The following is a 26,391-nucleotide window of genomic DNA, read 5'->3' as shown; positions in this document are numbered from 1 at the left end:
ATTTACCTCCGAAAATTTTATGGCTCATTTCATGTTCTTGATGGTTGTAGTATAAAAGTACAAACTTGTTTCACATCACGCAATGAAAACCCTGTCAACCGCTTAAAATACCGTCTTCCACGGATAGTTTCCATTGGTCATCAACCATGTTTTTAGTTCAAAAATAAAAAGATTAGTTTTGCGACTCTTATTCTACGCATATGAAGGTCTCATTCGTCTTAATTTAAAAAGACACACGCCGAAACACCAATTAACTGAAGCAACGCTTCAGCCATTTCATTTTATTTATTCTTAAACCTTTTTCATGACGACGATTAATAACCGTAACAGGCTTTCATATATCTATCAAACATTTAAACAATCACTCAATGGTGAGGAGCAGGATTATACACAGGGTAGCATTCGCAAAGCTGTGTTTCTCCTGGCTATTCCAATGATTCTTGAACTAAGTCTCGAAAGCGTATTTGCAGTAGTGGATATGTTCTTTGTAGGTAAGCTCGGCAAAAATGCTATTGCAACAGTTGGCTTAACAGAATCGGTGATCATGATCGTTTACTCAGTTGCCATTGGCTTAAGCACTGCTGCCACAGCAGTTGTAGCAAGACGTATTGGCGAGAAAAATCCGGATGCAGCTGCACATGCAGGTGCACAGGCAATGGTGCTGGGCATCAGCATTGCAATCGTGATCAGCATCATCGGTGTTATTTATGCAAGCGACATTTTACAGCTAATGGGCGCAGCAAGTGATGTTGTAAAAGAAGGTGCCATTTTCACCCGCATTATGTTGGGCGGAAGTGTAGTGATCCTTCTGCTGTTTCTGATCAATGGTATTTTCAGGGGAGCAGGCGATGCCGCCATGGCCATGAAAAGTTTATGGATCGCCAGTTTACTGAATATTATCCTCTGCCCCATTTTTATTCACTTCATGGGTTTAAAGGGTGCTGCCATTGCAACAGTACTTGGCCGAAGTTCAGGTGTGGCTTATCAATGCTGGCACTTGTTCAAAGGAAGTGGTTTATTACAAATGAAAAAGAGACATTTTCATTTTGATGGGCCATTGATCCGTTCACTCACAACCATTGCATCACCTGCAACGTTTCAATTTATTATTGCAACCGGCAGCTGGATCGTGTTGGCAAAATTGGTTGCTGAAAGCGGTGGCACCACAGCATCTGCTGGTTACCAGATAGCCATCCGAAATGTGGTGTTCTTTATTTTACCAGCATGGGGTTTGAGTAATGCAGCCGCAACATTGGTTGGGCAAAATCTTGGTGCCAAAGAAATACAACGTGCAGAACAAAGTGTATTGCTCGCAGCAAAGTATAATGCTATTTTCATGAGCTTTGTAACGGTGTTGTTTGTGTTTTTTGCTACACCCATCATCCGCATATTTACACAGGAAGAAGCCGTGGTTGCTTATGGTGCAAGAGCATTGCAGATCATTGGTGCGGGTTATATTTTTTATGGTATTGGCATGGTGATGGTGCAGGCGCTCAATGGAGCTGGTGATACCAAAACACCGACAGTGATCAATTTTATTTGCTTTTGGTTGTTCCAGATACCGCTTGCTTATTTATTGGCAAAGGGACTTGATCTGAAATCAACCGGCGCATTCATTGCCATACCAGTAGCAGAAACGTTGATCGCATTGATGGCCTGGTATTATTTCAAAAAAGGTAAATGGAAATCAGTACAGGTATAAAAAACAAAGCCCCCATTGCAAAGGGGGCTTTAACCAAGTATACCGACTGTTCGAATTATTTGATCTCGCTCATCCATTTTTCAACAAATGTTCTTGCAGTTGTAACAACATCCTGTCCTGCACGGAAAGCCATTTTCCAACGGTTACCTTTGCTTTCGTAAGCACGGTTCACAAAATACTTCTTGCCATTCTTTGTGATGAGTTCAGCTTCAAAATCAATGTCTGCTGTTTCATTTAAAAACTCCTGCAACCTTTTTTTCACATACAGTAAATGATTCGACGGATACTTTGCTTCCCAGTCAGCAATCTGCCTGTCGTAATTCTGTTGATTTTGTTTTACAGCCTGCTCATAATTTTTTGCATAGGCTGCATTATGTTTGCTGTTAGGATCTTCTATTTTCTTTAAATCTTCTTTTGCGGTAATCAATACGTTTTCAAAAATAGGTTTGGTTGAAGCATCTGCTTTTTTAATACTCTCTTCGATCTGTGCAATGCTTTTTTTCTGATTAGCAACGGCCTCTGCACGCATTTCATCAGGTGTCTGCAATTTTTGAAACTTGGGTTTGTAATAATCCCTCATTTCATTGTAGTTCTTAATAAAATCGGCTGTGCTTACATATTTTTTTGTGTAAGAAAGAATATCGCTCGCCACCGCAGCACGGTTACCTGTGGCAATATTCTTAATACCCTTGATGCCGTATGTATCAAGCGAGCCGCCGAGAATTCCCTGCCTGATCTTTTCTTCTGCACCCGGCTTTGTTAATCCCAGCTGCTTCAAGAAATCATCTCCCAGCGAACGAACGGTAAACGAAATGAGTGAACAACTTGCTACTGTAATTACTGCAGCAATACTTAAAACTTTAAAGCCTTTGGCTATATAATTTACTTTTTTCATTGTAGTGGTGTTTGTTGTTTAGTGAAGATTACGCCAGCATGGCTCCTTCTGTAAGTTGTTCCTGTATTTTTTGCCAGCGGCATTCTGCAAGTTCATTTACTGCAAGGTCAACAAATGAGTCAAAGACAAATTCAGGGGCATTATTTTTTACCTGCTTCAACCAACCGATGATCTCTGTGTTAGAAAGTCCACGCATCATCCATTTATTGTACAAAGGCATTTTATCGGCCGGAACGTGTGCAATAATCTTCATGGTGATGCCGTGCAATACTTCATCATCATAATAGCGCCACAATAATTTATTCAGTACATCTTCTTCTTTCTTCATGTGCTCAAGGTTAAACAGCATGAATTCAAATACTGCATTGCTGATAGCAGCGCCAATTTCACGTTTAGCATCGGGAGAAATCGTGAGTGAAAAAGCCTGCAACAAACCATTGAGCTTATTGCTGAGTGCAAGATCTTTTACATGCTCCTGTGCAAAAGCATCCACAACTGATGGCTCATATTCTACAATAGCGGGCAGAATGAATGTATCTTCTGTATGCGCATGTTCGTCAAACAGATCGAGGATGATCTTTACCTGCTGAACAGCTTCATCAGCATCTTCTGCATCTGTAAAATCTGTTTGCTGCAGTTTAATGATGGTTTCATAAAGTAATGCACGGAGCCCTTTATGTACCTGGTTGAAAATATTGTAACGTTTCATAAATAAGGTTTAATGGTGAAATAATGATGATGATGTAAAATTGATGCACAATTACTGCATTGAAAACGCATGATGTGATGAGTTGGCTTTTTTGCTGCATGAAATGTTGATGCTAAAACGAAATGCACATGTTTACTTCTCATCGTAATAAAATACATAAGCCGGAAGTGTTACGGCACTCCCGGCTTATCTTTCATGCTTCTGTTGCAGTGATCACTTTACGGAGTGAACCCGCTTTTACGATGCCTGTCTTAATACAAATCCTTCCAGTATAATATTGGTGATGCCGCCGATCTTTTCAATGCGCATCTTGGTTGGGTAATAACCTGTTTTTTGAACTTTTTCGGGTTGCGGAATAGTTCGTACAAATCCATTATTGGCTAAAATAAATGCTTCAGTAATCATTGGTTCGTAGAACGTAACTTCTCCATCATAAGAACCATAAATGAATGTTTGAGTAAATGGAGCACCGCTTAATTCAGGAGAAGTAAAGTCGAGCCAATGAGCACCCATTTTAGGAACACCACCGCCGGGGTAAAAATAAGTAGCAGGGAAATAAGCCGGCGCCGGCAAATTCTTGTGCTTACTGCTGTCAACTTCAAACGGAGGAATTGCATCCACTGCTGCCGGTGAAATAGTATAAAAATGAAAATCGAAGTGAGCCAATCCATAAATGAATTCGGGTTCATGACCATGCGGGTTCCATCCAAGACCAACATGATTGAATACTGATTTTACTTTAGGATGAAAATTTAATACAACATTGTTGCTGTGATTATGTTCACCGTTATTCTCGCCGCCACGATCGAGGCTGCTCATAGCTGCTTCATCAATAGCAACAGCTAAACGAAGTGGTTTATCACTTTCATCTACTTCGTACCATGTCCAGGCTTTCCCGTGTTGAAATGGAACGACTGCTCCGTTAAATACTTTTTGTTTGTCTTCTTTTTTACAGGAGGTTAAAATGGTGCCTGCCAAGAGGGTTAAAATAAAAATCCGTTTCATTGTTTTGTTTGAGGTTTAATGATTGAATGATTAACGGCACAAAGATGTTATTGACAGCAGCAGAAAGAAATACTGTTATGCATGAATTGTGATATTAAAGCAGTGAATTGTAGTTGCACACATTCAGTAGCAAACAAACTCCCATCTGGCATTTACAACTCATTCAAACATTCGCACAATTCAATAACGATATCAACAGTTCATACAGCCATTTACGCAGTTTATGCAGGCAATCAGTAAATTTGACCTACCTGAACACTATGCTCCACAAACTCTCGCTCATTTTTTTATTCTTCTGTTTTCTGAACAGCGTTGCTGCACAGGAAACACTCAACTATACATTTACACATTACAATACCAGTTCCGGCCTTTTATCGAATCAGGTGAATACAGTGGTGCAGGATGAGCAGGGATATATCTGGACAGGTTCGGTTGATGGGCTGCAGCGTTTTGATGGTATCCGTTACAAGACATTCCGGCATCGCAAAAACGATAATACAACCATACCATCTAACCCTATCACGCAATTACTCATCGACAGCAGTAAAAATCTTTGGGTGTTACTTTCCGATGGGCACATCGGTATTTTCAGCACAAAGAATTTCAGGTTCAACGAAGCCACGGTTTATGCGCTTAATAAGTATGCAACAGCAACTTCAGTTAAAAAAATAATACTGGACAGTAAAGGCGATTTGTTTCTGCTGCTGGGAGGTCATGAATTATTAGTCTATGATGTAAGCAAGCACACATTTGTATCCGCACATAAACGTTTTAAAATTCCGGAAGGATGGAATATTGGCGATTTTGCACAGCAGCCGGGCTCGGGTAAATACTGGTTTACAACCAAAGATGGAACGATTGCTATTTTCAATGAAGCAACAAATAATTTAAGCACTGCTTTTAATAATATTGATAAAGAAAAAATCATCGATCAGTTCAAAGGAAAAATCACCCCATACGTTTATTTTTTTGATTCAAAGAACAGGGTTTGGTTCTTAAACTGGGGCCCCGGATTCCCTTATATTTATTCTTACGACCTGAAAAAAAATGATCTGCATTTATCTGCAGCAGAACTCCACGGCTATCTTAAATCCTATTACGAAGTACATGGTTTTCTTGAACAGAAAGATGGCAGCATATGGATACGTGGCCTACAGGTGTTTGCACGCTTTAATGAACGAACAAAAATCTTCGATTTTGTAAACAACGGTTATACATCTGAACGAAGCATTGCTTATGAACATGTTCGTGGCTTAACTGAGGATCGTGAAAATAATATCTGGGTTGCTACAAATAACAATGGATTATATCGCTTCAACCCGGCGCAGCATGTTTTTCAGAATATAGCTCATATAAACCGTGTGACCGAAAGGCCTGGGAGAGGTGGCGTTCTGGCGGCAATTGAGATGAAAGATGGCACCATCCTTACTTCTGCATGGGGCGATGGGCTTTACCACTATGATAAAAATTTAAAACCTCTCCCCATCAATGTTAAAGGTATCGACGAGCGACTTAGTTATTCAATATGGAGTATGTTTGCTTCATCAGACAGTAACACGATATGGCTTTCGGCCCAGCCGGGATTTATTAAAGTGAATCAACAGACACGAACTTCCGCTTATTATAATCCCCCGGCATTACAGAATAGAACAGTAAGACAACTTGTGGAAGACAAATTGGGTAATCTTTGGTTTGGGATGCAGTCGATCGGTTTATATAAATGGACCGCCACAACCGGAAATAAAGATTATACAAACGGCATAAAACTGGTTACATCATTACCCGCAAACCAGGTAAATAAGATCATTGTTGATTCAAAGGGGTTAGTTTGGATAGCATTTGCAAATTTTGGTATTTATGCATGTGATCCCGCAACAGATAAAGTAATCTACCATTTTAGTTTAGACGGAAAAGGTGCTTACAAACTCCCTCAGGAGGGCGTATCCTCTGTATTGGAATATAATGACAGTACAATGATCATCACTACCGGCTCGCAGATATTATTATTTAACAGGCAAACCAAAAAATCGAAATTACTCGGTAACGCTGAAACGATTTCCGGTTACATTGCGTCATTGGAGAAAGACCGTAATGGTTATGTATGGCTTTCCAGCACCAGCGGATTGTATCGTATCAATATTCAAAAAAATCTTTTCATCCGTTTTGGGAAAACAGACGGTATTGATAACGAAGATTTTATTCTTGCCTCATCAAGACGCCTGAGTGATGGCCGTTTACTTTTTGGCAGCAGTAATCAATTTGTTGCGTTTGATCCGGTTTCAATTATTCTCAACAATGCCAAACCCAAAGCAATCATTACCGATTTTAAAGTGCGCAATAAGTCAATCCCGGTTGATTCGTTACTGAAGCTTGATCTTATTAACTTAAAGCCGGGAAACAATTCAGTCATTATTGAATTCTCAAGCCTGCAATACGGCAGTTCCAGCATTATTCAATATAAAATGGATAAGATTGATAAAGACTGGCAATCTGCAGATAATAATAACCAGGCAGTGTATTCTTACCTTCCAAATGGCACTTATACTTTCCGTTTACGGATTATGGATGAAGAAGGGCGCTTTACGGAGCAACAAACAAATTTGCGGATTAAAATGAATGCTCCATTCTGGAAATCGTGGTGGTTTTACAGTTTGCTGATCTTGGCCGGTGGTGCAATTATCTTCTGGCTGGATCGTGAACGGATGAAACGGAAGGAAGCCATGCAGGAAATGCGCAGTGGCATTGCAGATAATCTGCATAAAGAAGTGAATACGGCACTCAACAATATTAATATCCTGAGTGAAATGGCAAAGTTGAAAGCAGATAAAGATCCTGAAAAATCAAAAGAATATATTGAGCAGATCCACGCTAAAAGTCATAACATGATGATTGCAATGGATGACATGTTATGGAGTATTGATCCCGACAATGATAACATGTCGAAAACGGTTGAACGCATGAAAGAATACCTTGATGCACTTAACAACCGTAATGGTGCCGAGATCGATATTTTAGTTGATAAGAATGTGGAAGCCCTTTCGCTCAACATGAAACTTCGCCACGAATCATTTCTTTTGTTTAAAGAAGCTGTGAAAAGCCTCATCTATGCAGGCGCTCAAAAATGTAATATTCACATCAGTTACGAAAAACCAAAACTGCAATTTACCATGCAGTTTAAAAACGACTGCTGCGATATGCAACAGCTCAATAATCTGCTGCAACGGCAGGATATGGAACACCGGCTCAAAACCATAAAGGCACAGCTTGATGTGCAGGTACACAAAAGCAGTTCCATTTTTGTATTACTTGTTCCGGTGGTATAATCTTCATAACATATTCACTTCATACGGCCGCTGTAACGATTCATACAGTTTGGTCTTTCTCCTGTACACTCAGCTGAGCATCTTTGCACAGTTAAACTTTATCATCATTAAACCTTTTCATCATGAACGTAAAACACCTGCTCACTGCAGTTCTTTTGCTGGTTACTACTGCAGCCTCAGCACAAACAACAGAAAAAAGGAAATCAGCCATTACTAAAGTAAACGTACAGCCTTTTCAAAAATTAGTGATCAACGCCTCAATTGATGTGTTATTGATCGAAGACAACGAACCAGGTATTCTATACATTGAAGGCGATAGCACTTTCTTCGGTGACATTTCCGTAAAACAGGAAAACGGAATACTAACAATCGGTGCAAGCAAAAACAAAAGCTTTAAGTATAAAATTTATATCGGGCTACCGGTAAAAAATCTTGCAGTAGTTGATATTTACGAGAACTCTTTTGTTACAGGAATGAATACCTTAAAATCGAAAGATCTTGTAATCAACATATATAACGATTGTGTTGTAAATCTGAAATCAACAGGAAAAATTGAGATCAGAAGCGGTGACGACATCAGCTATACATTTCATAAAAAACTACCCAGAGAATACAGAAACAGAACAGGAAAATAAAAGCCTGTTATTAACACAAAAAAAGAACAGCAAATGCTGTTCTTTTTTTTATGTGAAAGAGGTTATTTACCCATCCACTTTTTAAACTCTGTCACCTTCTCCCGGCTCACCAATGCTTCCTTATCCACTGCAGGTTTCAATTGCAGAATAAGTCTGTTACCAAAGTAATCGTCGATCTTATCAATACTGCTCACTGAAACATAGAATGAACGGCTGATACGGAAATACTTCTCCGGATCAAGCATATCTTCCAATTCATCCATCGTGTAATCAACCACATATTTTTTGTTATCGCTTGTTTTAAAAAAATTAAGACGGCCATCGCTATAGAAATAAGCGATCTCATCAATTTCAACTGAAACCAGTTTCTGTGCATGCTTCACCAGGAAACGCTTCCTGTATTCTTTCGGCTGAAGTTTCTGTTGCAGCTCACGAACAAGGCTTTCAAGATTCATATCCGATTTCCCATCGGGTGCTTTTGCAGTTGCATGCAGGTGACGGTATTTCTGCAAGGCTGCCTGCAACTCTTCTTTTTGTATCGGTTTCAGTAAATAGTCTACGCTGTTTACTTTGAATGCCTTTAATGCATACTCGTCATACGAAGTAGTAAAGATCACAGGGCTCTTTACTTCTGTTAAATTAAACACTTCAAAGCTCTGCCCATCAGCAAGCTCAATATCCATCAGGATAAGATCGGGTTGCTGATTGCTTTGCAACCAGTCGACTGTTGCTTTTATACTGTCTGTAACGCCAATTACTGACGCCGTTGCGTCAACCGCCGCTAATGTTTTTTGCAGTTTCTTTACTGCCAGTTCTTCATCTTCTACAATAAGTATTCTCATTTGCCTGTTTTTTGTTGATTATTGCCTCATGTTGTTTGACCTGATTTTTTTGCATTCGACTTTATAAATGTCACCGCAAAAATTTTACTCTTTTATGTTAAGCTGTTCTTTGCTTCCGTTAATATGGCCCTCTTCATTTCTCCATTGTTATTCCAGATAAGCGGAAGCACCACGGTATAATTCTTTTCATCTTCCATTACCTGGAAACCCGGTTGCTTCAGCAAATCATACTTTGCACGAATGTTTTCCAATCCCACTTTATTACTCGGTGCTTTCACCGTACGACGTTGCAGGTTATTGTTCACTACCAGTTTGTTGCCGGCAGTGGTAAAAATATCGATCACCAATGGCTTATTCTTCGAAAGCACATTATGCTTCACCACATTCTCAACCAGTAATTGTAAGGTAAGAGAGGGCAGCATATACGAATCGTAGCGCTTGTCAATTTCAATATTCAACTGTACCGCTTCGCCATGTCTTGTTTGCAACAATTGATAGTATGAACGGATAAACCTTATTTCATTATCCACGGTACTCAACCCATCTTCGTTATTACGCAACAGGTAGCGATACACTTTACTTAACTCATTCAAAAATTTTTCTGCTTTCTTTTTGTCTTCGCTGATAAGTGATGAAAGCGTGTTAAAACAATTAAACAGGAAATGCGGATTAACCTGGTTTTTTAAGCTATCAAATTCATGAAACATAGAAAGCTGCTGCATGTGTTGTTTTTCCTCTACACTTTCTTTGTAACGCTCCAATACATAATCCGCTTCATACAATGTTTCAAAGATCAGGTTCACACAAAAGCCCACGATCAATCCCTGTTTAAAATCTTCCGTTGAGAAATGATAACCAAGAATATGAAATGCATCATAAAACAGGAAGATCAGCGTAACAGAGAACGACATGAAAGGAATAAGGCAGAATGACTGCAGCAATATCCTCTTCTTTGTTTGCTTTAGCCCATGAAAACGATGCTTGATATAATTGCCGATAAATACATGGCCTCGCCATGAGCCTATTCCAATAACGAAGATGAGTGGAAAAGAAACGAGCCAGATATTGATCTCATGAAACAGCTTTTCATCGTATAAAATAAAGTTGAGCAGTATATCAATAATCGGCATTGATGCCACAAAAGAATACAGCTGCAGTTTCGTTGGTTTATTCCACTTACTCATAATATCACCTCCGCTTTTTTGCAGATCAGTGGTAAACGTATAATTCGTTCACCCGGCTGATCGGTGATGATGACTTCAGAGCGATTGATCAACTGGTAGCGGTTGATCAGGTTATCGAGCCCTGCTTCCACATCAACAGTTTCCGCAACTACTTTCGGTTGCAGATTATTTCGCACAACGATCCATTTATCATCTTCTGATTCAATATATATTTTCAACGGAGCTGCTTTACTCATGCTGTTTTGTGTGAATGCATTTTCGATCAACACCTGTAGCGATAAAGGTGGCAGCATTGTCTGTGCCGCTGTATCCGATACATTTACTGACAGCTGCAACCCGTCACCATACCTGGCTTTCAACAAATAGAGATAAGAATCTACAAACTGCAATTCTGTTTCTAACGATACCATCTGATCCTCATCGTTCCGCAGCATATAACGGTATACTTTACTCATTTCATTCAGGAAACGTTCGGCCTGATCTTCATCTTCGCTGATAAGACTTGATAAAGAATTTAAACTGTTAAAAAGAAAATGAGGATTGAGTTGGCTTTTTAAACCCTGCAACTGACTTTGCCTGAATACTTTTTGCAGCTCTTCTGTTTCCTTTAAACTATCCTTCCATTTTTCATAGCGGTCTACCCCTTCCATCATCAACGTGATGAATACGTTAACGATACCCATGCCGACATATGCTAAAAAAAAATTGTTCTCATTAAACCTGTAATTAAACAACTCAATCTGTTCGTAACCTCTGAACATGAGGTATAAAAACAAACCCGTAATAACGATAAACGTTAGGATCATGAATGTCAGCCGGGTGCCTACCTGGCTCTCTTCGGGAAAGCGTTTTTTCATGAGTACGGCCCATCCGCCACAAAGCGTAAAGTTGATCGCAAAAGCTGCACAACCTATAACAGTAGCAAGTAAAAAAACACCCAGGCTTGAATAATAACCTGCCCCCAGCAAAATAGAATTTATAATGATGCTGATGGGTAGCAGAATGATCGCAAGAACCGCATAATCCCTTGTGGTATAAGATGGTAATTTGATCTGCATATCTATTTTACAAATTACCATCTTTTGCCGGTTTTGTTGATACGATGGAAAGGAAAAACGGATCATCCTGTATGAATTGAGTAAAAACGGGGATGAATTGTAAGCCTGGCGGGACGGTTAAAAAACCATCCGGCCAGGCCGGTCAACCCTAAAATATTTTTTCGCTGTATTTGTTTGAAATGGAAAGATCATTTGCAGGTTGCAACACTTCAGCAACGAGGTTTGCAAACAGCCCGTTTGCATCATATTGCTGAAATTCATCAGCCAGGTCTTGAATGTTGATCTTGTATTGATCTGTGCCTGTTACTTCATCCACAGCCTTCCTGATCTGTTCAGCCTTAGGTAATTCTGTTTTCAGATCAATGCCAATCTTGAAGTAACCAACCCTTGCACATATTTCGTTCTTGCCTTCATGCACTCCTGCAGCTACCATTGGCACACGGTTTTCAATTGCCAGCATTACGCCGCCGTAACCGCCATTGGTTACATACACATCGGCATACGGCATAATGTCATTAAAGGCAATAAAATCTTCGATGATGATATTGCTGTACGGATATTTTGCACGCAACTCATTCGTTTGTGATCCGCCGGTTGTAACTACCACCAACGTGTCTGTATGTTTAAATGCTTCAATAGTTGGAATTAATAATTTATTGATGTCTTTTTCTACCGTTCCCTGTGTTACAAGCACTACACGTTTGTATTGATTCAGGCGTTCATCGAACCACTGCTCTTTGTTTTGATTGCTGCTGTATGGCAACAGCGATCCAATAAACCGGATATTTTCCAGCATATCGCTACGCTTGTATTCAAAACCCGGTGTTCCGCTTTGCAAATAGTAAGTTGCCTTGTTGATCCCAAGATCGAAGAGAAATTTATTATCATGATCAATAAAATATCCATCCAGTATTTTTTTCATCAGCTTATCTGACTTGCTGAATAAAATATTTTCAGCCATAAAGCGAAGGATGCTGTCTCTTACTTTACTAAGCCATGTAGTGCCTGGTGTTAACCCCAAACCTGCAGGTGGCAGATCTTTTGAAGTTTGCATCAATGGAACGATACCCATAGAAAAAACGGGAATATCCATGAGATCATTTACAAATGGGATACCTGTAAATAACACATCCGCAACAAACAGGTCAAATTTAAAATCTTTGTAAATGTTTTTTATATCCTCGTAATATTCAGGTGCACGAAGAATGAAATAATTCATGAAATCATAATTAAGCTTTTTGATTTTGTTCTTGATCTTAGCACGTTCAGGAAATATTTCATCTACAGTATCGGCAGTAACATCCATTGCCTTCACAAATGGATAGTGAGGAATGCCTAGCTTTTTTAATTTAGGTGCATAGTGCGATGAAGTGTACCAGCGCACTTCATACCCGAGTGATTGCAGGTGTTTAGCCAACCCTGTAAGTGGATTGAAATGCCCATCGGCAGGAACTGAGGCAAACAGGATTTTTTTTCCGTTACCCGCATTAAGTTGTTTGTTCATGGTAGAATAAATTGATAAGGTTTATAATGATGAACAAACTTAATCCACACTAAAGGCCTTCACTAATTGCACATGCATGAACTGCATATTTCATTGCATGATCTGTCGGGGGAAAATCACTTTTTTGTTTTGATGAGTTGCTTGAGGTAAGCAATTTCTGTATCGACAGCATGTGTTAAATGCTTTGGATCAAATGCAACAATATGATCCGGCTGCACACCCATCTTTTCTTTCCATTTACAGGAAGCAGTAAACCTAGCTGTGGGGATATACACCAAGATATTTGTGTTGGGTAATTTACTGCTGAGTATCTCTCCCGTAAGATCAATTTGCTCGCCTGTTGGCTGACCAATGATCACTCCCAGGTTCGAACATTTCACCTGCATGGCCGTCATGTGTGCCGATGAATAAGTGCGGGCACTGGTAAGTAAATAAAACTGACCTCTAAAAAACAACTCGGGCTTTGCTAATGCAGGCGGACTGTCTGACTCAAAATAAGTGGTAAGAAATTCTCCATCTCTTTTCCAGGTTTTTAACGCATTATCAAACTGCTTCTTCAGCCAAAAGTCTGCAGGTAATTCATGTAATCGTTTTGATTCACGAAATGATTTTGAATTAACCGATATCAACGGCTTTTGGGTGAGATAAGATAAAAACAAGGTGCCGATCGCTGAATTACCACCACCATTCCTGCGCAGATCAAGCGCTACATGCTGAATATTTTTTTGTTTGATGATGGTAAAAAATGAATCCAGCTTTTCACGGATGCGCTCCATATTACCCGAATAACTTCTGCATTCAATAACAGCTAAATTTTCGTCGGGATAAATATCCATCGTCCATAAAGGTGAAGGAAATAAATTCTTGAGATAATCATCAACTGAAACTGCAGACGATTTTATACTTCTTACCGCTCCATCAGGTTCTTTTAATTGAATGGAGAATGGTGCCGACCAACTGTATTGATTCCACAATAGAAATCCAAATAACCGTGACACACTTGCAAGACGATTCGCTTTGTAATCACCCGACATGGCATTGTACAACTCGGTTATAATTTCCTGTATTGGTTTATCGTTGATGGATAAAATGCGGCTGCCGGGTTTAACCTGTACAAGTGAATCAATATCCTTTTTAACCCAAACTTCATTTCCCTCTATGGTTACTTCATAAGAAAGAAAACGACCGCCATTTGCTTTAAATACCAGCAGATCCGGACTTTCAAAATCAGTTTCAACAAACGTATGAGCATCATTATACTGGGCCAGCAAAGGAGCAAGTATTTTCATAAATGCCGAACGGGACATGCTGCTTTTTAATTCACTCCGTACTTGCTGCCACTTTTTTTCTGTTGCCATGCTGTCAGCATTACTGTACAGTTTTGGGTGAGAAGAAAGTACCCAGCTATGAAGTGAATCAAGATCTGCACGCAATTGTTCTGCACTAAATAAAGAAGAACCGTCTGCTCCGTTTGATTGGGCATACACGCTTCCAAAAGAAAATAAAAAGACAAAAACCTGTATTGCTTTTTTCATAAACGATGGTAAAGATAAAAGCAGCGCATAGCGAAGCAACCACATAAATGGGTGAGTTCGCAACGATCGGTATTTCTTAAAAGTGATGTGTGAAAGCATAAGTTAGAAATAGCTATTATATAAATAAGGAGTCAGGAATTTTATAGTACGACAGGTTGCCCGTATAAGCCAGTGTAATAAAAAACGTATCAACGAAACCGTGCAGCAGAATAGTGATCCACAAATTGTAGCCAAACTTTCTGTAGATAAAGAAGAAGACAAGGCCAAACAAAAACGTCATGACCAAACCTGACAGGCCCTGGTATAAATGCGGAGCTGCAAATAAAAGTGAAGAACTGATCGCTGTAAGTACAACGTTACCACGTAAACCAGAAAATAATTCAGAAAATCGGCTGTTGAGAAAACCACGAAAAAATAATTCTTCGCCAAACGCAGCACTGATCCAGATATAAGTAAGGTATTTCAGATACTTACCCGTGTTGTTTTCAATTGATTGAAAAGAACTAAAATCCGGTACATCCTGCGCTAGTCTGTTCATTATTGGCTGTACAATAAAATCCATTACCGGTTCTATGATCAAAAATAATCCTGCAGCCTGCAGAATTATTTTAAACAAACTTCCCCTGGCATTTAACCCAACTGCAGAAAGATCACCGTCTTCAACATAACTGATCAACAGTACAAACAAACTCAACAGTAAAAATGTATACGGAAATTTTGTCCACGGGTTATATATAAAGCCAAACAGAAGCGCTATCTGTAATAAGTAAAGCAGTTTTTTCTTTTTCATTGTTGTAAATAAAAAGCCCGACGGGAGAACCCGCCGGGCAGGTAATTATACCTAAACACTAAACAATCTTAATGCGTATTAATTTTTCAAAGCTGTAAACGGAACCGGTGCCGGTACAACATTCTCAACAGGCTTGGTTGATTTCAGGAAAGCAAAAATTGCTCTGATGTCTTCATCGCTGAAATTCTTATACACAAACCAAGGCATAGGTGGCAGCAACGGCCGACTGTTATCGAGTCCTTTATATTTCCCTTCACGTAGCGCTTTAAAGAATTGTGCTTCTGTCCAGTTACCAATACCGGTTGCATCACTGCTGATATTTGCTGCAAACGACATTCCCCATGGTCCAACCCATGCAGTAAGATCGCTGCCAACTAAACCCCATCCGCTTTTCACCACATTACTATCGGCTTTTTGCAGAGGTCTTGCTGATGGATAACCAGAGAAACGCAGTTCAGGAATAATTTCCGGTTCACCGGGACCCATAATTTTGGGCGAATGACAATCATCACAACCAACGGCACTTACTAAGTACTCACCACGTTTAATGAGCTGTGCATTTGTAAGTGGCTTCTTGTTAACTTCTTCACTTGCAGAAGTATTGGTACAGGAACTCACAAACGCAATAATTCCTACAGCAACAATACCTGCAACCAGTAATGTTCTTTTCATATTTGATAAGGTTTAATTGAGCTGCAAACTAAATCACACAATAAACCAAGGCAAGCAACTGATGATTGAATTGAAAAAAATGCAGGATGAATTGTTTATCCGAATACTGCTGCAATCAACAACGCAATAAATCCACTGATGTTGGCAAACTGTCTCCACGAAAACCAATACAGCCATTTACTTCGGTATTCCACCCAATTAGCCGGGAAGGTTTCCAGCGTCCAACTATTGATGATGCGGTTAATAGGCATATCGCCTTTCAGGATCATTACAACATCTGCTATTAATCCTGCAAACGCAAGCGCACTACCGATTTTTATGATTGCTGATGACTGAAATGAAGCTGCCGCTACCAATGCAAGGCCAAGCACTAATGCAGAATAAACAACGGGCTTAAATTTTTTGAGGAAGTTCTTATCAAGCAGCTTCCTGATTTCTATGTAAGACGCTGCTCCCATACTTTCCTGCACATTACGCAATGCGATCATGTACATAAATGACTGACTTACGATTACACTATAGATCAGCAGATTTAAGAAGACCAATATTTTCAGTTCCATAAAAAATACATTTATAGTTTTACAAACTCTACTCTGCGGTTAGCGGCTTTCCCTTCTTTGGTTTTATTATCGGCAACCGGTTTGCTTTCGCCTTTACCATCTGTTTCCATTCTTGCTGCATCAATTGCAAATTCATTCACCAATACATCTTTTACAGTGGCTGCTCTTTTTTGCGAAAGGCTGAGATTGGCTGCATCTGCACCATCACTGTCTGTGTGCCCTGTGATACTGATGCGTACCGATGGATTTGCTTTTAATACCGCCGCAATTTCACGGATCACACCATAAGATGCCGGCTGTAGTGTTGCTTCGTTCACATTAAAAAGAATACCTGTTGTAGAGAATTTTCCTTCTTCCATCAGTTTATGTCTTGTATCAGGAATACCTGTTGCCACCTTAATATTGCCGAGATAAAAACCAATTTCACTTTCTTTATAGCCTGAATTATGGATCTTAAAGAAAAGCTGATTAAACATGTATTGTGTTACCAAAGCCTTTGGTATATCAAATACCTTTTCGCTGTTGATCCAGATACGTAAGCGGCTTTCCTGCATCTGCATGGCGATATGTATTACTTTATTATAATTATCATCGAAGCTATTGAGTTCCTGGTCGGCGCTTTTGTAATAATCTTTCCGTTCAATAAAACTTTTTACGGTTGCATAACTGGGCGTACTCTTATAACCCGGACGCAGCATTACTTCTGTTGATTGGTATTTGCTGTAATTGGTCATCAACTCATTTTCTGTTGTTGCCAGATCGCTACTTGCCAGCATACCAAACGTAACCAACGGCAACGTATAGCTTTTATAGTTGAAGGCCAGCAACAGATCAAATTCAACAGTAAAGTTTTTCGGGAACTCGGTTTTATTACCGGTGAGGTAAAAAGAGTTCTGGTACATCTTTGTCCACTTGCCACTCAAGCCATCTACAGTTACCACTTCTCCTTTGCCGGTCGTATTCCAGTTAAGCGGTAATTCACCAATTACATCCTGCGAAAAATCTTCGGTGTATAATAATTTTTCTCCGGGAATAAAATCGAAACTGCTTGCGTAACCAACCTTCTTTTTTGATGAAGGAGCTGTTGCATCGGTTGTGTTATTGGCAGCCGGCTTTGGTTTGCCTTTCCCTTCCACTTCATCCAATGCTTCATCAATCCCTTTGTCAATTTTGTTATTGACACGCTGGTTTACTTTTGCTTTTGCCCGGTTCAATACATTGCCGATCTGCGACTGCGTCATCAACGGCAATAAAAACAAAGCTGCAATAAGAAGATGTTTGTTCATGATTAGTTGTTTTATTTTTTTTCAACTGAAGTTTTAGCTGGCTTTACCGATTGCAGATAATTATAGATCGCTGTCAATTCATCATCAGTCATTTTCTTATACGAATTCCATGGCATGTGACTATGCTTGATGAGTTTGCCCATACGAACACGATCAATAAAATTCTGTTTGCTCCAGCCATAGATGCGGCTTTCAGGATGTGGTGTAAGATTAGGAGGTGTTAATGTATCCAATCCAGGTTCAACAAATGCATTACCACCTGCAAGCGGTTCGCCAATATAATCTCCGGTTGGGCCACGTAGTGTATGACAACCTGCACAATTGGCCACATTGTTTACAATGTAATTACCATAAGCAGCCGTTGTATCAGGTGTTACTGTTTTTGGAATTGTGCCCTTGGGGCCAACAGGTTTTACTAAAAACGCTTTCAAAACTTTTCCTAAGGTGCTGTATTCATTTTCCGGTACAACATTCTTTACAGGCTTGAGTGTACGCAGGTAAGAAATGATCGCTGTCATATGCTCTTCACTTACGTTATGAAAAGGCATAAAGTCGATCATAGCCTGGCCTTTAGAGTTAACGCCGTAGTATAATGTACGTGCAATCTCAGCATCAGTTAACTTACCAATACCTGTTTCTTCATCGGCTGTAATATTTCTGCTGTAAAAATTTCCAAGTTCGAAAGCAAATTTGCGGCCGCCACTCAATGTAGGTTCAATACCAAGCTGTGCCAACGAATCGGTATTTTGATTACTGTGGCAATCGGCGCAATGCGCCATACTGTAAACAAGATGTTTTCCCTGTGCAATAACTGTACTGTCTGTTGATGCTTTAATGTTGGGATAAGGTGCTTCAAAACGAAGGTCCTGTCGGGTGGCGGTTAAAGCTGTAAGTGCAACGATAATGAACAGCAGAATAAAGCCTGTCCACTTCGCAATTTTTTTAAATCGCTTCATGATAATAAGGTTTTGGATAGCAAAGATGTTTGGGTACAACTGCATTCCATAACAGGCTTTGCATGAATTGTATTTTTAGGATGATGAATTGCAATACCGGAAAATATTCTTCGCCACATTACTGATGGCAGGTAATCAAAACAATTCATGCGCTTATTTTTCCATTTCATGCCACTGGATGTTTGTATTGGTGGTACGTGAGGTTATGTTTGTACTGTTATTTAAACCTTATCATCTAACCTTATTTATCATGGCCGAAAAACAACCTTTAAAAAACGGGGAACCCGTTGCGGAAGATCAGTGCAGCACAAATGCCTGCAGCAATTGTTACACCTATCGTGGATGTATGCATCAGCCCTATTCATTCTGGCAGGCATTGTGCGATGCAGCTGCGTTTCAATTGCAGCCAAGTGAAGAATTAAAAGCAAGGATTTTCAAAAGCGGTAATCAATCTTTTGCAGCCTGATCGAAGGATCATCCGAAAATCTTGGCAAACACCAAGAACCAGGTTATGTGCTGTTTCGATTTTTGTATTCTAAAAAAATAAACACATGAAACAGCACAAACTTTTACGCATTTCTTCTGCAACACTCATCGGCTTTTCAGCTTTTGCTATTTTAATGGTGAGCCTTATGGCTTTTCAAAACCCGCAAGCCGTAATGGACCTGGTACAGGTAAAGTTGACCAACAACGATGCCTTCAGTTCTATTCGTGGAGTATACGGTGGTGTTGGATTAACGATCTTCATCAGCTTAATGTATCTCGCATTTAAAGATCATACCAAAGGGTTGGCATTCGCAGCAATTCTCTGGGGAAGCTATGCTTTATCAAGACTGATGACCATTTCGCTGGAAGGACCGTTGGGCGCTTTTGGTCAGCAATGGTTGATGATCGAAAGTATACTTTGTATTGTTGCAGTAACCTTATTGATCGTTCGGGTAAAATTGCAGGAAGCAAAAGCATAAGTAATAAGAAAATCCCCCGTAGTTGCGGGGGATTTTCTTATTCATTGGTTGAAAGAATCCGGTTGATCAAAGGAACTAATTCGTTTTCTTTTGCAATAAGTTTTTCAAGCAGCACCAATTGGTTGGATGCCCTTATGAAATTATGTTTTTCGTATCGTGCACCATAATACACATCATCATTCAGGTAATCAGTTAAGAAACGGATCGCCTGCATGTAGATCATGAATTTACCAGCATAAAAAAAGAGTTGTTTTTCTGTTTCCGTAAGATCAGCTTTCATTTCACTGTAATAGCCTTGTACAATTGCCTCAAAAATTGATGCACGTATCTCAATTTTACTGAAATCACTTTCTTCTTCACTAACAGGTGATAAATAGGTACGCATCATATCGCCCACATCACTGATGAAATGGCCTGGCATCACCGTATCAAGATCAATCACACACAATCCATTACCATCTTTATTGAATAACACATTACTGATCTTTGTATCGTGATGTGTAACACGCAGCTTGCAGTCAGGATTGGTTTTGATCTGTTGATATTGTTCTGCAATGGCCCTGTTATCCATCACTTTCTTTATCAACGCATCGGCTTCAATAATACGTTCAGCATTCCCGTTTTCCAACGCCAGCATGAACTGACGGTAACGCAACGAAAGATCATGAAACGAAGGAATGGTAATTTTCAGTTTCGTTGCATCAAGCCCACTTAACAAATGCGTGAACCGTCCAAACTGTACAGCTGCTTCATACGCTTCCGTTGCCGTTTCTACCACTTCTTTTGCATATGAACCTTTTACAAACGGAAACATCCGAAAAAAACCTTCGTTCTCCAGGTAAACCAGTGAAGCCCCATCTTCAGCAGTTATGGGCGCAGCAAATGAATAATCAGGATAGTATTGTTTGAGATAAGTTGCAATTAAACTGATGTTGTAGGCAATATCTTCCGGCTCACTAAATACTAAATGATTTAACCGTTGCAGAATATATTCATCTGATGTGGTGGTTACTTTCCAGGTGCTGTTGATCAGGCCGCTTCCAAAAGCTTCCAGTTTCACTTTCTTTTCCGTGAGGCCAAAAACAGGCAAAACGGATTGCGACATTATTTGCTGATATTCCAAAATATTATAGGTCATATTCTCGCTTATGGCAGTTCCATTCCTGTTATACAATCATCATAGATCATTCGTTCAGCAACAGCCACTTCTTATTTTAATAATCATCATTCAATGCAAACACAGGCTTGCGGTACATCCACTTACCTCCGGTAAAATCAGGGAACTCAATGGTTTCATTTCCTTTTTCGATGGAGAGTTCGCTCAGGGGTGTAATGGCACTCCATGCCGCAGCATCATAAACATCCATTGGGGTAGCTGTTTTGCGTTTAATGCTTTCAACAAAGGAATGAATCACGAAAAAGTCCATACCGCCATGACCTGCACCTTCTGTTTCTTTACTCCACCTTGCCCACAATGGGTGATCATATTTATCGAACCAGTCTTTTGACGCATCCCATTGATGTGGTTTTGATTTGCCTTCGATGTGTACACCTTTATTTACATCCATCCAGATACCGTTGGTGCCTTGCACACGAAAACCTAATGAATAAGGTCGTGGTAAGTTCGTATCATGTTGTAGCAAGATGGTTTCACCATTTGCACAACCTATAGAAGTAGTAACTACATCACCTAATTTGAAATTGATTTTTGCATTAGGATGTTCAGGTCCGCATTTTTTCACGATATGATCATGCAAGCCTCTCGCCTTTGATGAGAAGGAAGAGATGTTTACAAACCTGTTACCACGGTTGATATTGATATAGTGTGCAACAGGTCCGATACCATGTGTTGGATATAGATCACCATTGCGATGTACTGAGTGGTGTGTTCTCCATCTTGCTTCGCTCCAGCCCTTATCACCAAACTCACAACCTTTTCCGTATGCATCAACACCATTGTTGAATTTCACTTCACGCAGATCGTGTTGGTAGCCACCTTGCAGGTGTATAAGTTCGCCAAATAATCCCTGGCGCACCATGTTCAAAGCTGCCATTACATCTCTGCGGTAGCAAACGTTCTCAAGCATCATTACATGAGCATTATATTGCTCGGCAGCTTTCACCACATCCCAATGATCCTGCAACGTAATACCGATCATTACTTCACTGCCCACATATTTAATACCCGCCTGCAAAGAGCCGATGATCATTTCTTTATGCCACTCCCAGGGAGTAGCTATAATAATGCCGTCAATACCTTTCAGTTCAAGCATCTTTTTCCATGCATAAGGGTCGCCGGTAAAGATCTGTGGCATTTTCTTTCCGCTCTTGGTGATCATTTCCTTTGAGCGGCTGAGCATACGGTCATCAATATCACAGATAGCAACCAGCTCTACATCATTCCGACGCAACACAAGATCAAGATGATTCTGTCCACGCAAACCCACGCCGATCATTACCATTTTCACTTTTGCTTCTGCATTTGAAGCAAACAAACTGCCGGTGGGCAATACCGCCAGTGAAGCAGCCGTAAGTCCGGTATTTTTTATAAAATCTTTTCTATTCATACAAGAGATTGAAAAATTAGAGATGACTTTGTTATAACAAGCAGTTGTCAAACACCGTTAGCGCCGGTCTGTGCAGGAAACCGGAGTATCCGAAAGTTTGTAACCTTCCTTGGAACAATGAAAATAATACATAAATATTCAGTTTAAGCATGCAAACGGGTGCGCAAAATTGAATAAGCCTTTATGCAACACATATAAAAAAAACCGACTGAAAAGCCGGTTCGTTTGTAAACTATAACTAGTGTTTATGAGAAAACTGCTTACATGCATTTTCAGTAAACAGAAAGCAAGTTATTGAACAAGGAAGATTATTTTGAATGCAAACGGGTGCGCAAAATCAGGCACAACCTATAAGGCGGCCGGATATATACCTGGCGTAAAAGAAAAATATGTGGGGAGGAGCTAAAGGACAACAGAACAATAAAAAGTCATCAGCCACCTGCAGTTGCCTGTTGATATGCAACTAATGTTGCAGGCAATTCTTCAACATAAAAAGAAGTGTTGGTGATCTTATTATCAGTTTTCTCGCTGAGGATCTTTATCATAAGCTCCATGGCACGCTCGCCTTGCCCGTATGGGTATTGCTCAACTGAAACAAGAGGAGGAAAAGCTGTATAACTTGTAATGGGCAGGTTGGCATAACTCACAAACACAATATCTTTATTCACCAGTATATTCTGCTTCTGTGCATACTGCACAGCGTCCATATGCACATAGTCGTTAAAGGTAATAATGGCTGTTGGCGGATGTTTTAATGCAAGCAATTTTTTCATTGCATTATGGGTGCTTTCTTTTGAGAGGTCTGTTTTCTCCACCATCTGCATATCCACTTTCAGTTTCTGCTTGGAGATACCTTCAATGTATCCGTTCATGCGTTCTTTGCTTGCATTCAGCTTATCGGGCCCGTTAATAAATGCAATACGTCTGTACCCTTTGTTGAACAGCCATCCTACCATATCAACAGTACCTTTATAGAGGTTACAAAATACTTTATGTGCTTCTTTGAACGGAGGAACACGATCAAAATATACTACCGGTATTTCAAACTTATTCAACGCTTCCAGGTGATCGTATCTATTTGTTTGCTTCGATAAAGAAATGATCAATCCATCAACCCGTTGTTTTTTCATTGCTTCCACAACAGCTTTCTCTCTTTCCGGATCGTCATAACTCTGACCAAACAAAATAGTGTATTGGTGCTCCATCGCAGCAGATTCAATACCACTGATGGCCTGCGAAAAAAATTCTTCCCGTATATACGGGATCACAACACCAATGACGTATGTTTTCTTTTGCTTAAAAAAAATGGCTTGTGCGTTTGGTTCGTAACCCATTTCTTTTGCCAGCTGTTGCACTTTCAACTTTGTACCAAGACCAATACGTGGATGATCACTCAATGCACGTGATACTGTTGATACTGATACCTTCAGTTGCTTTGCAATTTCTTTGATCGTTGGCAGTTTTTCCATACCTACACAAGTTTATGAAACTTTCGCTTCAAATTCAATATCACCAAAAAAAGCCGGTTGATGAAAATCCGGTTCAGCCGTTTCAATATTTTTCCAGGCGAGAAAATGTGGTTGCGACAGTTTATCACCACATTTATAAAAATTTGCTTTGCATTTTTTCCCTTCCAGGTTAAAGACCGCATGGTACATAAATACACTCAAGGGGATAATGGCCTGCATTTGCCATTGAAAGCTGTTCGCTTTCTTCTCCATTTGTGCAAAACAGCGGATACGTTTTACCAAGTTAACAGGTAACAGTTTTCTGTCATTTCGATCCTTCCCAAAACCAACCAATGCAGTACCGATACAATTAAACTCAAAATTGTAATAGCCCCTGTCATCAAAACTGATGAAGAATTCTACACAGCTATCTTCCCAAACTGAAGAGTTGACCGCAGTGTTTACATGGCGAACTTCCGCTTCTTCCACATTGAACGTAAGTACAATATGCTCACCTGTATGTACAATTGAAAATTTCACATCAGGTTTGTAGGCGAAAGATGGCCAAGGTTGTTCTGCTATTTGTTGCAACGAAACAGGTTGGTTTAACACAACCGGCTGTTTTGTTGATGAGAGTTCGTCTTTGAACACGATATGTGGAACATGAAGTACCCGCATGTTGTTTATAATAAATATCCTGTTGTAATCTGTTTTTAAAAAGCAATACTTGACTGCTAAATGTAAGCAATATAAAAAGGTTGCTCTTGCACAACCGTATGCGCAGATTAAAAACCAATTGCACAAAGCGTCTGAAGTTGATTTTTAATAACTGTCGATAACCATCAAAACGAGTTACTTCATGACACAGGCAAAAAGTCTTAGGGCTGAAATTTGAGATAACTGCAAGTCCTTTTGGGTTCTTTATTAATTTTTACTAACGCTTTATAAGCTGTTGATCTTTTCAGAAAAAGCTGCAAAACAAACCCTCTTTTACATGAGTAATCGATTAGTAATCGGGGCTTGAGCGAATGATCTTTGTTGCGAGATCGGTATTAAACAAATCAACATTCACAATCAAAACAAAACATCATGAAACGTACATTACTCCTCAGCCTGGTAGTAGTATTAATATTATCGGCTTGCAAGAAAAAAAATGAAGAGGTTATTATTTCTTTACAAGGCAAATGGACTGCCGAAAGTGATGTCTATAAAGAATATAATAACTCCACTTTAACCTCCACCTATACTTACACCTACGAAAAAACAACATTTGATTTCCAGAGTAATAACAATCTTTTAATTAAAGATGAATATGGTACTGAAACCCTCCCATATACCATTCAAAACGGCACAACGGTAACTTTCGCCGGTGATACTTATGAGATAAAAAATTTAACTGCGAAATCGGTGGTACTATATTATCGTGAGGAGTATGCACCCGGCGAGTATATGGAATACTTCATTAACCTGAAGAAATAAGCTGGCACGATAACTCGTATTGATATGAGAAAGCCCCTTGCAATTTAATTACAAGGGGCTTTCATACTAGTTTGGTAGTCCCGACAAGAATCGAACTTGTATCTAAAGTTTAGGAAACTTCTATTCTATCCATTGAACTACGGGACCGGAGCGAATACCACATGGGCGCTTGCCTCGGGCGGCAAAAATAGCAGAATTCGGGAATCTCCAACCTAAAATCTGACATCAAACCCTACCTTTGCAGCCCAATTTATTGACGTATGAAATTATTAAACGTTTATATCCGTTACAGGCTTATCATCGGTATTTTATTATTGATCGTGGCCGGTGTGGTGCATTATTTTACCAGTTTTTGGCCGTCGTTTATCATTTACCTTATTGCGATTGTGAGCATTTTTGGTCACTTCTTCTTTGGCCCCCTCCGTCTCATTCAGGAGTATATGGAAGCAGGTGATATGGATGGTGCAGAAAAGATCCTGAATTCAGTTACGTTTCCGGGTTTACTCTTCAAACCAATCCGCTCAGTGTTTTATACCCTGAAGGGTAACATTGCTATGATGAAGCAGGATTTTGATGGTGCTGAGAAAATGATGAAGAAAGGAATGGATCTCGGCTCAGGTTCTTCGCTTATGCAGGGCACTGAAGGAGCAAGCTTATTGCAAATGGGGATGCTGGCCATGCAAAAGAACAATTTCAAGCAAGCAGAAAGTTATATCCGCCAGGCTTTACGTAAGGGATTGCCCGATAAAGAAAACCAGGCAGCAGCCAATCTGCAGATGTGCAGCATTATGATGAATAAAAGGGAATTCAGGGCGGCAAAAGAGTTTTTCCGCAAAGCAAAGGCACTGAAACCTTCAACACAACAATTGGCCGATCAGATAAAACAAATGGAGAAATATATTTCCCGGATGCCGGGCTAGGCAAAGTAAGAGGCAGAAAGGATGTTTTGTGAATGGATAGCTATTCTTTCTGCCTCTTAAATCTTTTTACAGGTAAGCTGACTAATCAGCGGGTGTGTAGGATAAACAACGGCTAAAACCTTCAACATTGTAAAAGTACCCCTACCACTTCATTCAAAAAATACCACTTTTAGGGTATATTTTACACCTCACTCAAAAAAAAACCGCCTTTTTTACTAAAAAAGACGGTCAATACTGTACGGCTGGCTGGATTTTAAAAACGGGCTTCGTAGTTAGTATCTGAAAATTAGACTAAAACCCAATCTGTTTAACTTTTTGCCACTTTATGTTTTGCAAGCTTTATCCACAAACGGGTG

24 protein-coding genes and 1 tRNA gene are annotated in these 26,391 nt (G+C 39.8%); 7 read left to right on the top strand and 18 right to left on the bottom strand.

The genetic code is table 11. The features are described 5' to 3' along the window. Positions 1-304: 304 nt before the first annotated feature. Positions 305-1,702: an MATE family efflux transporter gene (locus H4075_RS02505; RefSeq protein ID WP_182803841.1), complete on the top strand. Its 1,398-nt coding sequence runs from the start codon at positions 305-307 to the stop codon at positions 1,700-1,702. 55 nt (positions 1,703-1,757) lie between these two features. On the opposite strand, the gene H4075_RS02500 is transcribed toward H4075_RS02505, so the two are convergent. From H4075_RS02500 to H4075_RS02490, 3 genes are all read right to left on the bottom strand, one after another. Next, positions 1,758-2,597 carry a hypothetical protein gene (locus H4075_RS02500; RefSeq protein WP_182803839.1) on the bottom strand — a complete coding sequence of 280 codons (840 nt, stop codon included), beginning with the start codon at positions 2,595-2,597 and terminating at the stop codon, positions 1,758-1,760. Between the two features lie 28 nt (positions 2,598-2,625). Beyond that, positions 2,626-3,306 (bottom strand): hemerythrin domain-containing protein, encoded by a 681-nt coding sequence (locus H4075_RS02495; RefSeq protein WP_182803837.1) that lies wholly within the window; start codon positions 3,304-3,306, stop codon positions 2,626-2,628. 237 nt (positions 3,307-3,543) lie between these two features. After that, positions 3,544-4,311: a hypothetical protein gene (locus tag H4075_RS02490; RefSeq protein ID WP_182803835.1), complete on the bottom strand. Its 768-nt coding sequence runs from the start codon at positions 4,309-4,311 to the stop codon at positions 3,544-3,546. A gap of 260 nt (positions 4,312-4,571) precedes the next feature. Between H4075_RS02490 and H4075_RS02485 the strand changes: the two genes are divergently transcribed. Together H4075_RS02485 and H4075_RS02480 are read left to right on the top strand one after the other, a co-directional pair. Next, a complete protein-coding gene (locus H4075_RS02485; RefSeq protein ID WP_182803833.1) occupies positions 4,572-7,634 on the top strand; it encodes a ligand-binding sensor domain-containing protein in 3,063 nt (1,020 codons plus the stop codon). Positions 7,635-7,756: 122 nt separating this feature from the next. Then, complete coding sequence (locus tag H4075_RS02480) at positions 7,757-8,269, top strand: GIN domain-containing protein (RefSeq protein ID WP_182803831.1); 513 nt, start codon at positions 7,757-7,759, stop codon at positions 8,267-8,269. Between the two features lie 62 nt (positions 8,270-8,331). Here the strand turns inward: H4075_RS02480 and H4075_RS02475 are convergent, their stop codons facing one another. The 10 genes from H4075_RS02475 to H4075_RS02430 form a co-directional block, all read right to left on the bottom strand. Continuing rightward, complete coding sequence (locus H4075_RS02475) at positions 8,332-9,111, bottom strand: LytR/AlgR family response regulator transcription factor (RefSeq protein ID WP_182803829.1); 780 nt, start codon at positions 9,109-9,111, stop codon at positions 8,332-8,334. A 92-nt stretch (positions 9,112-9,203) separates the two neighbouring features. Further along, positions 9,204-10,295 carry a sensor histidine kinase gene (locus H4075_RS02470; RefSeq protein ID WP_182803828.1) on the bottom strand — a complete coding sequence of 364 codons (1,092 nt, stop codon included), beginning with the start codon at positions 10,293-10,295 and terminating at the stop codon, positions 9,204-9,206. After that, positions 10,292-11,353, bottom strand: coding sequence for a sensor histidine kinase (locus tag H4075_RS02465; protein WP_182803826.1), 1,062 nt, complete (start codon positions 11,351-11,353; stop codon positions 10,292-10,294). The genes H4075_RS02470 and H4075_RS02465 overlap by 4 nt, the downstream gene beginning before the upstream one ends. 148 nt (positions 11,354-11,501) lie before the next feature. Then, on the bottom strand, positions 11,502-12,857 hold the full coding sequence (locus H4075_RS02460) for a glycosyltransferase (RefSeq protein ID WP_182803824.1): 1,356 nt from the start codon (positions 12,855-12,857) through the stop codon (positions 11,502-11,504). Positions 12,858-12,973: 116 nt separating this feature from the next. Further along, positions 12,974-14,392: a S41 family peptidase gene (locus H4075_RS02455; protein ID WP_182803822.1), complete on the bottom strand. Its 1,419-nt coding sequence runs from the start codon at positions 14,390-14,392 to the stop codon at positions 12,974-12,976. A gap of 115 nt (positions 14,393-14,507) precedes the next feature. After that, positions 14,508-15,182, bottom strand: coding sequence for a CPBP family intramembrane glutamic endopeptidase (locus tag H4075_RS02450; protein ID WP_182803820.1), 675 nt, complete (start codon positions 15,180-15,182; stop codon positions 14,508-14,510). Between the two features lie 78 nt (positions 15,183-15,260). Beyond that, on the bottom strand, positions 15,261-15,854 hold the full coding sequence (locus H4075_RS02445; protein WP_182803818.1) for a c-type cytochrome: 594 nt from the start codon (positions 15,852-15,854) through the stop codon (positions 15,261-15,263). 95 nt (positions 15,855-15,949) lie between these two features. Next, on the bottom strand, positions 15,950-16,414 hold the full coding sequence (locus H4075_RS02440; RefSeq protein WP_182803817.1) for a hypothetical protein: 465 nt from the start codon (positions 16,412-16,414) through the stop codon (positions 15,950-15,952). Positions 16,415-16,425: 11 nt separating this feature from the next. Beyond that, positions 16,426-17,700 (bottom strand): OmpA family protein, encoded by a 1,275-nt coding sequence (locus H4075_RS02435; RefSeq protein ID WP_182803815.1) that lies wholly within the window; start codon positions 17,698-17,700, stop codon positions 16,426-16,428. A gap of 11 nt (positions 17,701-17,711) precedes the next feature. After that, positions 17,712-18,656: a c-type cytochrome gene (locus H4075_RS02430; protein WP_182803813.1), complete on the bottom strand. Its 945-nt coding sequence runs from the start codon at positions 18,654-18,656 to the stop codon at positions 17,712-17,714. 250 nt (positions 18,657-18,906) lie between these two features. On the opposite strand from H4075_RS02430, the gene H4075_RS02425 reads away from it, so the two are divergent. Continuing rightward, positions 18,907-19,122, top strand: coding sequence for a hypothetical protein (locus H4075_RS02425; protein WP_182803811.1), 216 nt, complete (start codon positions 18,907-18,909; stop codon positions 19,120-19,122). An 85-nt stretch (positions 19,123-19,207) separates the two neighbouring features. Further along, complete coding sequence (locus H4075_RS02420) at positions 19,208-19,621, top strand: DUF4345 domain-containing protein (RefSeq protein WP_182803809.1); 414 nt, start codon at positions 19,208-19,210, stop codon at positions 19,619-19,621. Positions 19,622-19,658: 37 nt separating this feature from the next. On the opposite strand, the gene H4075_RS02415 is transcribed toward H4075_RS02420, so the two are convergent. The 4 genes from H4075_RS02415 to H4075_RS02400 all read right to left on the bottom strand — a co-directional run bounded on the left by H4075_RS02415 (position 19,659) and on the right by H4075_RS02400 (position 24,314). After that, on the bottom strand, positions 19,659-20,726 hold the full coding sequence (locus tag H4075_RS02415) for a phosphotransferase enzyme family protein (protein ID WP_182803807.1): 1,068 nt from the start codon (positions 20,724-20,726) through the stop codon (positions 19,659-19,661). A gap of 109 nt (positions 20,727-20,835) precedes the next feature. Continuing rightward, positions 20,836-22,188 carry a Gfo/Idh/MocA family protein gene (locus H4075_RS02410; protein WP_182803805.1) on the bottom strand — a complete coding sequence of 451 codons (1,353 nt, stop codon included), beginning with the start codon at positions 22,186-22,188 and terminating at the stop codon, positions 20,836-20,838. A 431-nt stretch (positions 22,189-22,619) separates the two neighbouring features. Beyond that, positions 22,620-23,657 carry a LacI family DNA-binding transcriptional regulator gene (locus tag H4075_RS02405; protein ID WP_182803804.1) on the bottom strand — a complete coding sequence of 346 codons (1,038 nt, stop codon included), beginning with the start codon at positions 23,655-23,657 and terminating at the stop codon, positions 22,620-22,622. Positions 23,658-23,669: 12 nt separating this feature from the next. Next, positions 23,670-24,314, bottom strand: a complete 645-nt coding sequence (locus H4075_RS02400) for a carbohydrate-binding family 9-like protein (protein WP_182803802.1) — start codon at positions 24,312-24,314, stop codon at positions 23,670-23,672. A gap of 411 nt (positions 24,315-24,725) precedes the next feature. Between H4075_RS02400 and H4075_RS02395 the strand changes: the two genes are divergently transcribed. Further along, a complete protein-coding gene (locus H4075_RS02395) occupies positions 24,726-25,115 on the top strand; it encodes a hypothetical protein (protein ID WP_182803800.1) in 390 nt (129 codons plus the stop codon). Positions 25,116-25,187: 72 nt separating this feature from the next. Here H4075_RS02395 and H4075_RS02390 read toward each other — a convergent pair. Further along, positions 25,188-25,262: transfer RNA gene (locus H4075_RS02390), tRNA-Arg, on the bottom strand. Between the two features lie 113 nt (positions 25,263-25,375). Here H4075_RS02390 and H4075_RS02385 point away from each other — a divergent pair. After that, positions 25,376-26,035, top strand: coding sequence for a tetratricopeptide repeat protein (locus H4075_RS02385; RefSeq protein ID WP_182803798.1), 660 nt, complete (start codon positions 25,376-25,378; stop codon positions 26,033-26,035). Positions 26,036-26,391: the final 356 nt, after the last annotated feature.

Origin of the sequence: Lacibacter sediminis, from assembly GCF_014168535.1 — a bacterium.
GTDB classification, from domain to species: domain Bacteria; phylum Bacteroidota; class Bacteroidia; order Chitinophagales; family Chitinophagaceae; genus Lacibacter; species Lacibacter sediminis.
The sequence above is the reverse complement of the archived record's forward strand: the minus strand, read 5'-3'. Positions and strand labels throughout refer to the sequence as shown.

Bases quoted from the DNA above. Each gene is read 5' to 3' on its own strand.
- H4075_RS02435 (WP_182803815.1), bottom strand. From the start codon at position 17,700: ATGAACAAACATCTTCTTATTGCAGCTTTGTTTTTATTGCCGTTGATG.
- H4075_RS02470 (WP_182803828.1), bottom strand. From the start codon at position 10,295: ATGAGTAAGTGGAATAAACCAACGAAACTGCAGCTGTATTCTTTTGTG.
- H4075_RS02400 (WP_182803802.1), bottom strand. From the start codon at position 24,314: ATGCGGGTACTTCATGTTCCACATATCGTGTTCAAAGACGAACTCTCA.
- H4075_RS02410 (WP_182803805.1), bottom strand. From the start codon at position 22,188: ATGAATAGAAAAGATTTTATAAAAAATACCGGACTTACGGCTGCTTCA.
- H4075_RS02430 (WP_182803813.1), bottom strand. From the start codon at position 18,656: ATGAAGCGATTTAAAAAAATTGCGAAGTGGACAGGCTTTATTCTGCTG.
- H4075_RS02420 (WP_182803809.1), top strand. From the start codon at position 19,208: ATGAAACAGCACAAACTTTTACGCATTTCTTCTGCAACACTCATCGGC.
- H4075_RS02505 (WP_182803841.1), top strand. From the start codon at position 305: ATGACGACGATTAATAACCGTAACAGGCTTTCATATATCTATCAAACA.
- H4075_RS02440 (WP_182803817.1), bottom strand. From the start codon at position 16,414: ATGGAACTGAAAATATTGGTCTTCTTAAATCTGCTGATCTATAGTGTA.
- H4075_RS02485 (WP_182803833.1), top strand. From the start codon at position 4,572: ATGCTCCACAAACTCTCGCTCATTTTTTTATTCTTCTGTTTTCTGAAC.
- H4075_RS02500 (WP_182803839.1), bottom strand. From the start codon at position 2,597: ATGAAAAAAGTAAATTATATAGCCAAAGGCTTTAAAGTTTTAAGTATT.
- H4075_RS02450 (WP_182803820.1), bottom strand. From the start codon at position 15,182: ATGAAAAAGAAAAAACTGCTTTACTTATTACAGATAGCGCTTCTGTTT.
- H4075_RS02495 (WP_182803837.1), bottom strand. From the start codon at position 3,306: ATGAAACGTTACAATATTTTCAACCAGGTACATAAAGGGCTCCGTGCA.
- H4075_RS02405 (WP_182803804.1), bottom strand. From the start codon at position 23,657: ATGGAAAAACTGCCAACGATCAAAGAAATTGCAAAGCAACTGAAGGTA.
- H4075_RS02460 (WP_182803824.1), bottom strand. From the start codon at position 12,857: ATGAACAAACAACTTAATGCGGGTAACGGAAAAAAAATCCTGTTTGCC.
- H4075_RS02465 (WP_182803826.1), bottom strand. From the start codon at position 11,353: ATGCAGATCAAATTACCATCTTATACCACAAGGGATTATGCGGTTCTT.
- H4075_RS02425 (WP_182803811.1), top strand. From the start codon at position 18,907: ATGGCCGAAAAACAACCTTTAAAAAACGGGGAACCCGTTGCGGAAGAT.
- H4075_RS02475 (WP_182803829.1), bottom strand. From the start codon at position 9,111: ATGAGAATACTTATTGTAGAAGATGAAGAACTGGCAGTAAAGAAACTG.
- H4075_RS02385 (WP_182803798.1), top strand. From the start codon at position 25,376: ATGAAATTATTAAACGTTTATATCCGTTACAGGCTTATCATCGGTATT.
- H4075_RS02455 (WP_182803822.1), bottom strand. From the start codon at position 14,392: ATGAAAAAAGCAATACAGGTTTTTGTCTTTTTATTTTCTTTTGGAAGC.
- H4075_RS02490 (WP_182803835.1), bottom strand. From the start codon at position 4,311: ATGAAACGGATTTTTATTTTAACCCTCTTGGCAGGCACCATTTTAACC.
- H4075_RS02415 (WP_182803807.1), bottom strand. From the start codon at position 20,726: ATGTCGCAATCCGTTTTGCCTGTTTTTGGCCTCACGGAAAAGAAAGTG.
- H4075_RS02445 (WP_182803818.1), bottom strand. From the start codon at position 15,854: ATGAAAAGAACATTACTGGTTGCAGGTATTGTTGCTGTAGGAATTATT.
- H4075_RS02395 (WP_182803800.1), top strand. From the start codon at position 24,726: ATGAAACGTACATTACTCCTCAGCCTGGTAGTAGTATTAATATTATCG.
- H4075_RS02480 (WP_182803831.1), top strand. From the start codon at position 7,757: ATGAACGTAAAACACCTGCTCACTGCAGTTCTTTTGCTGGTTACTACT.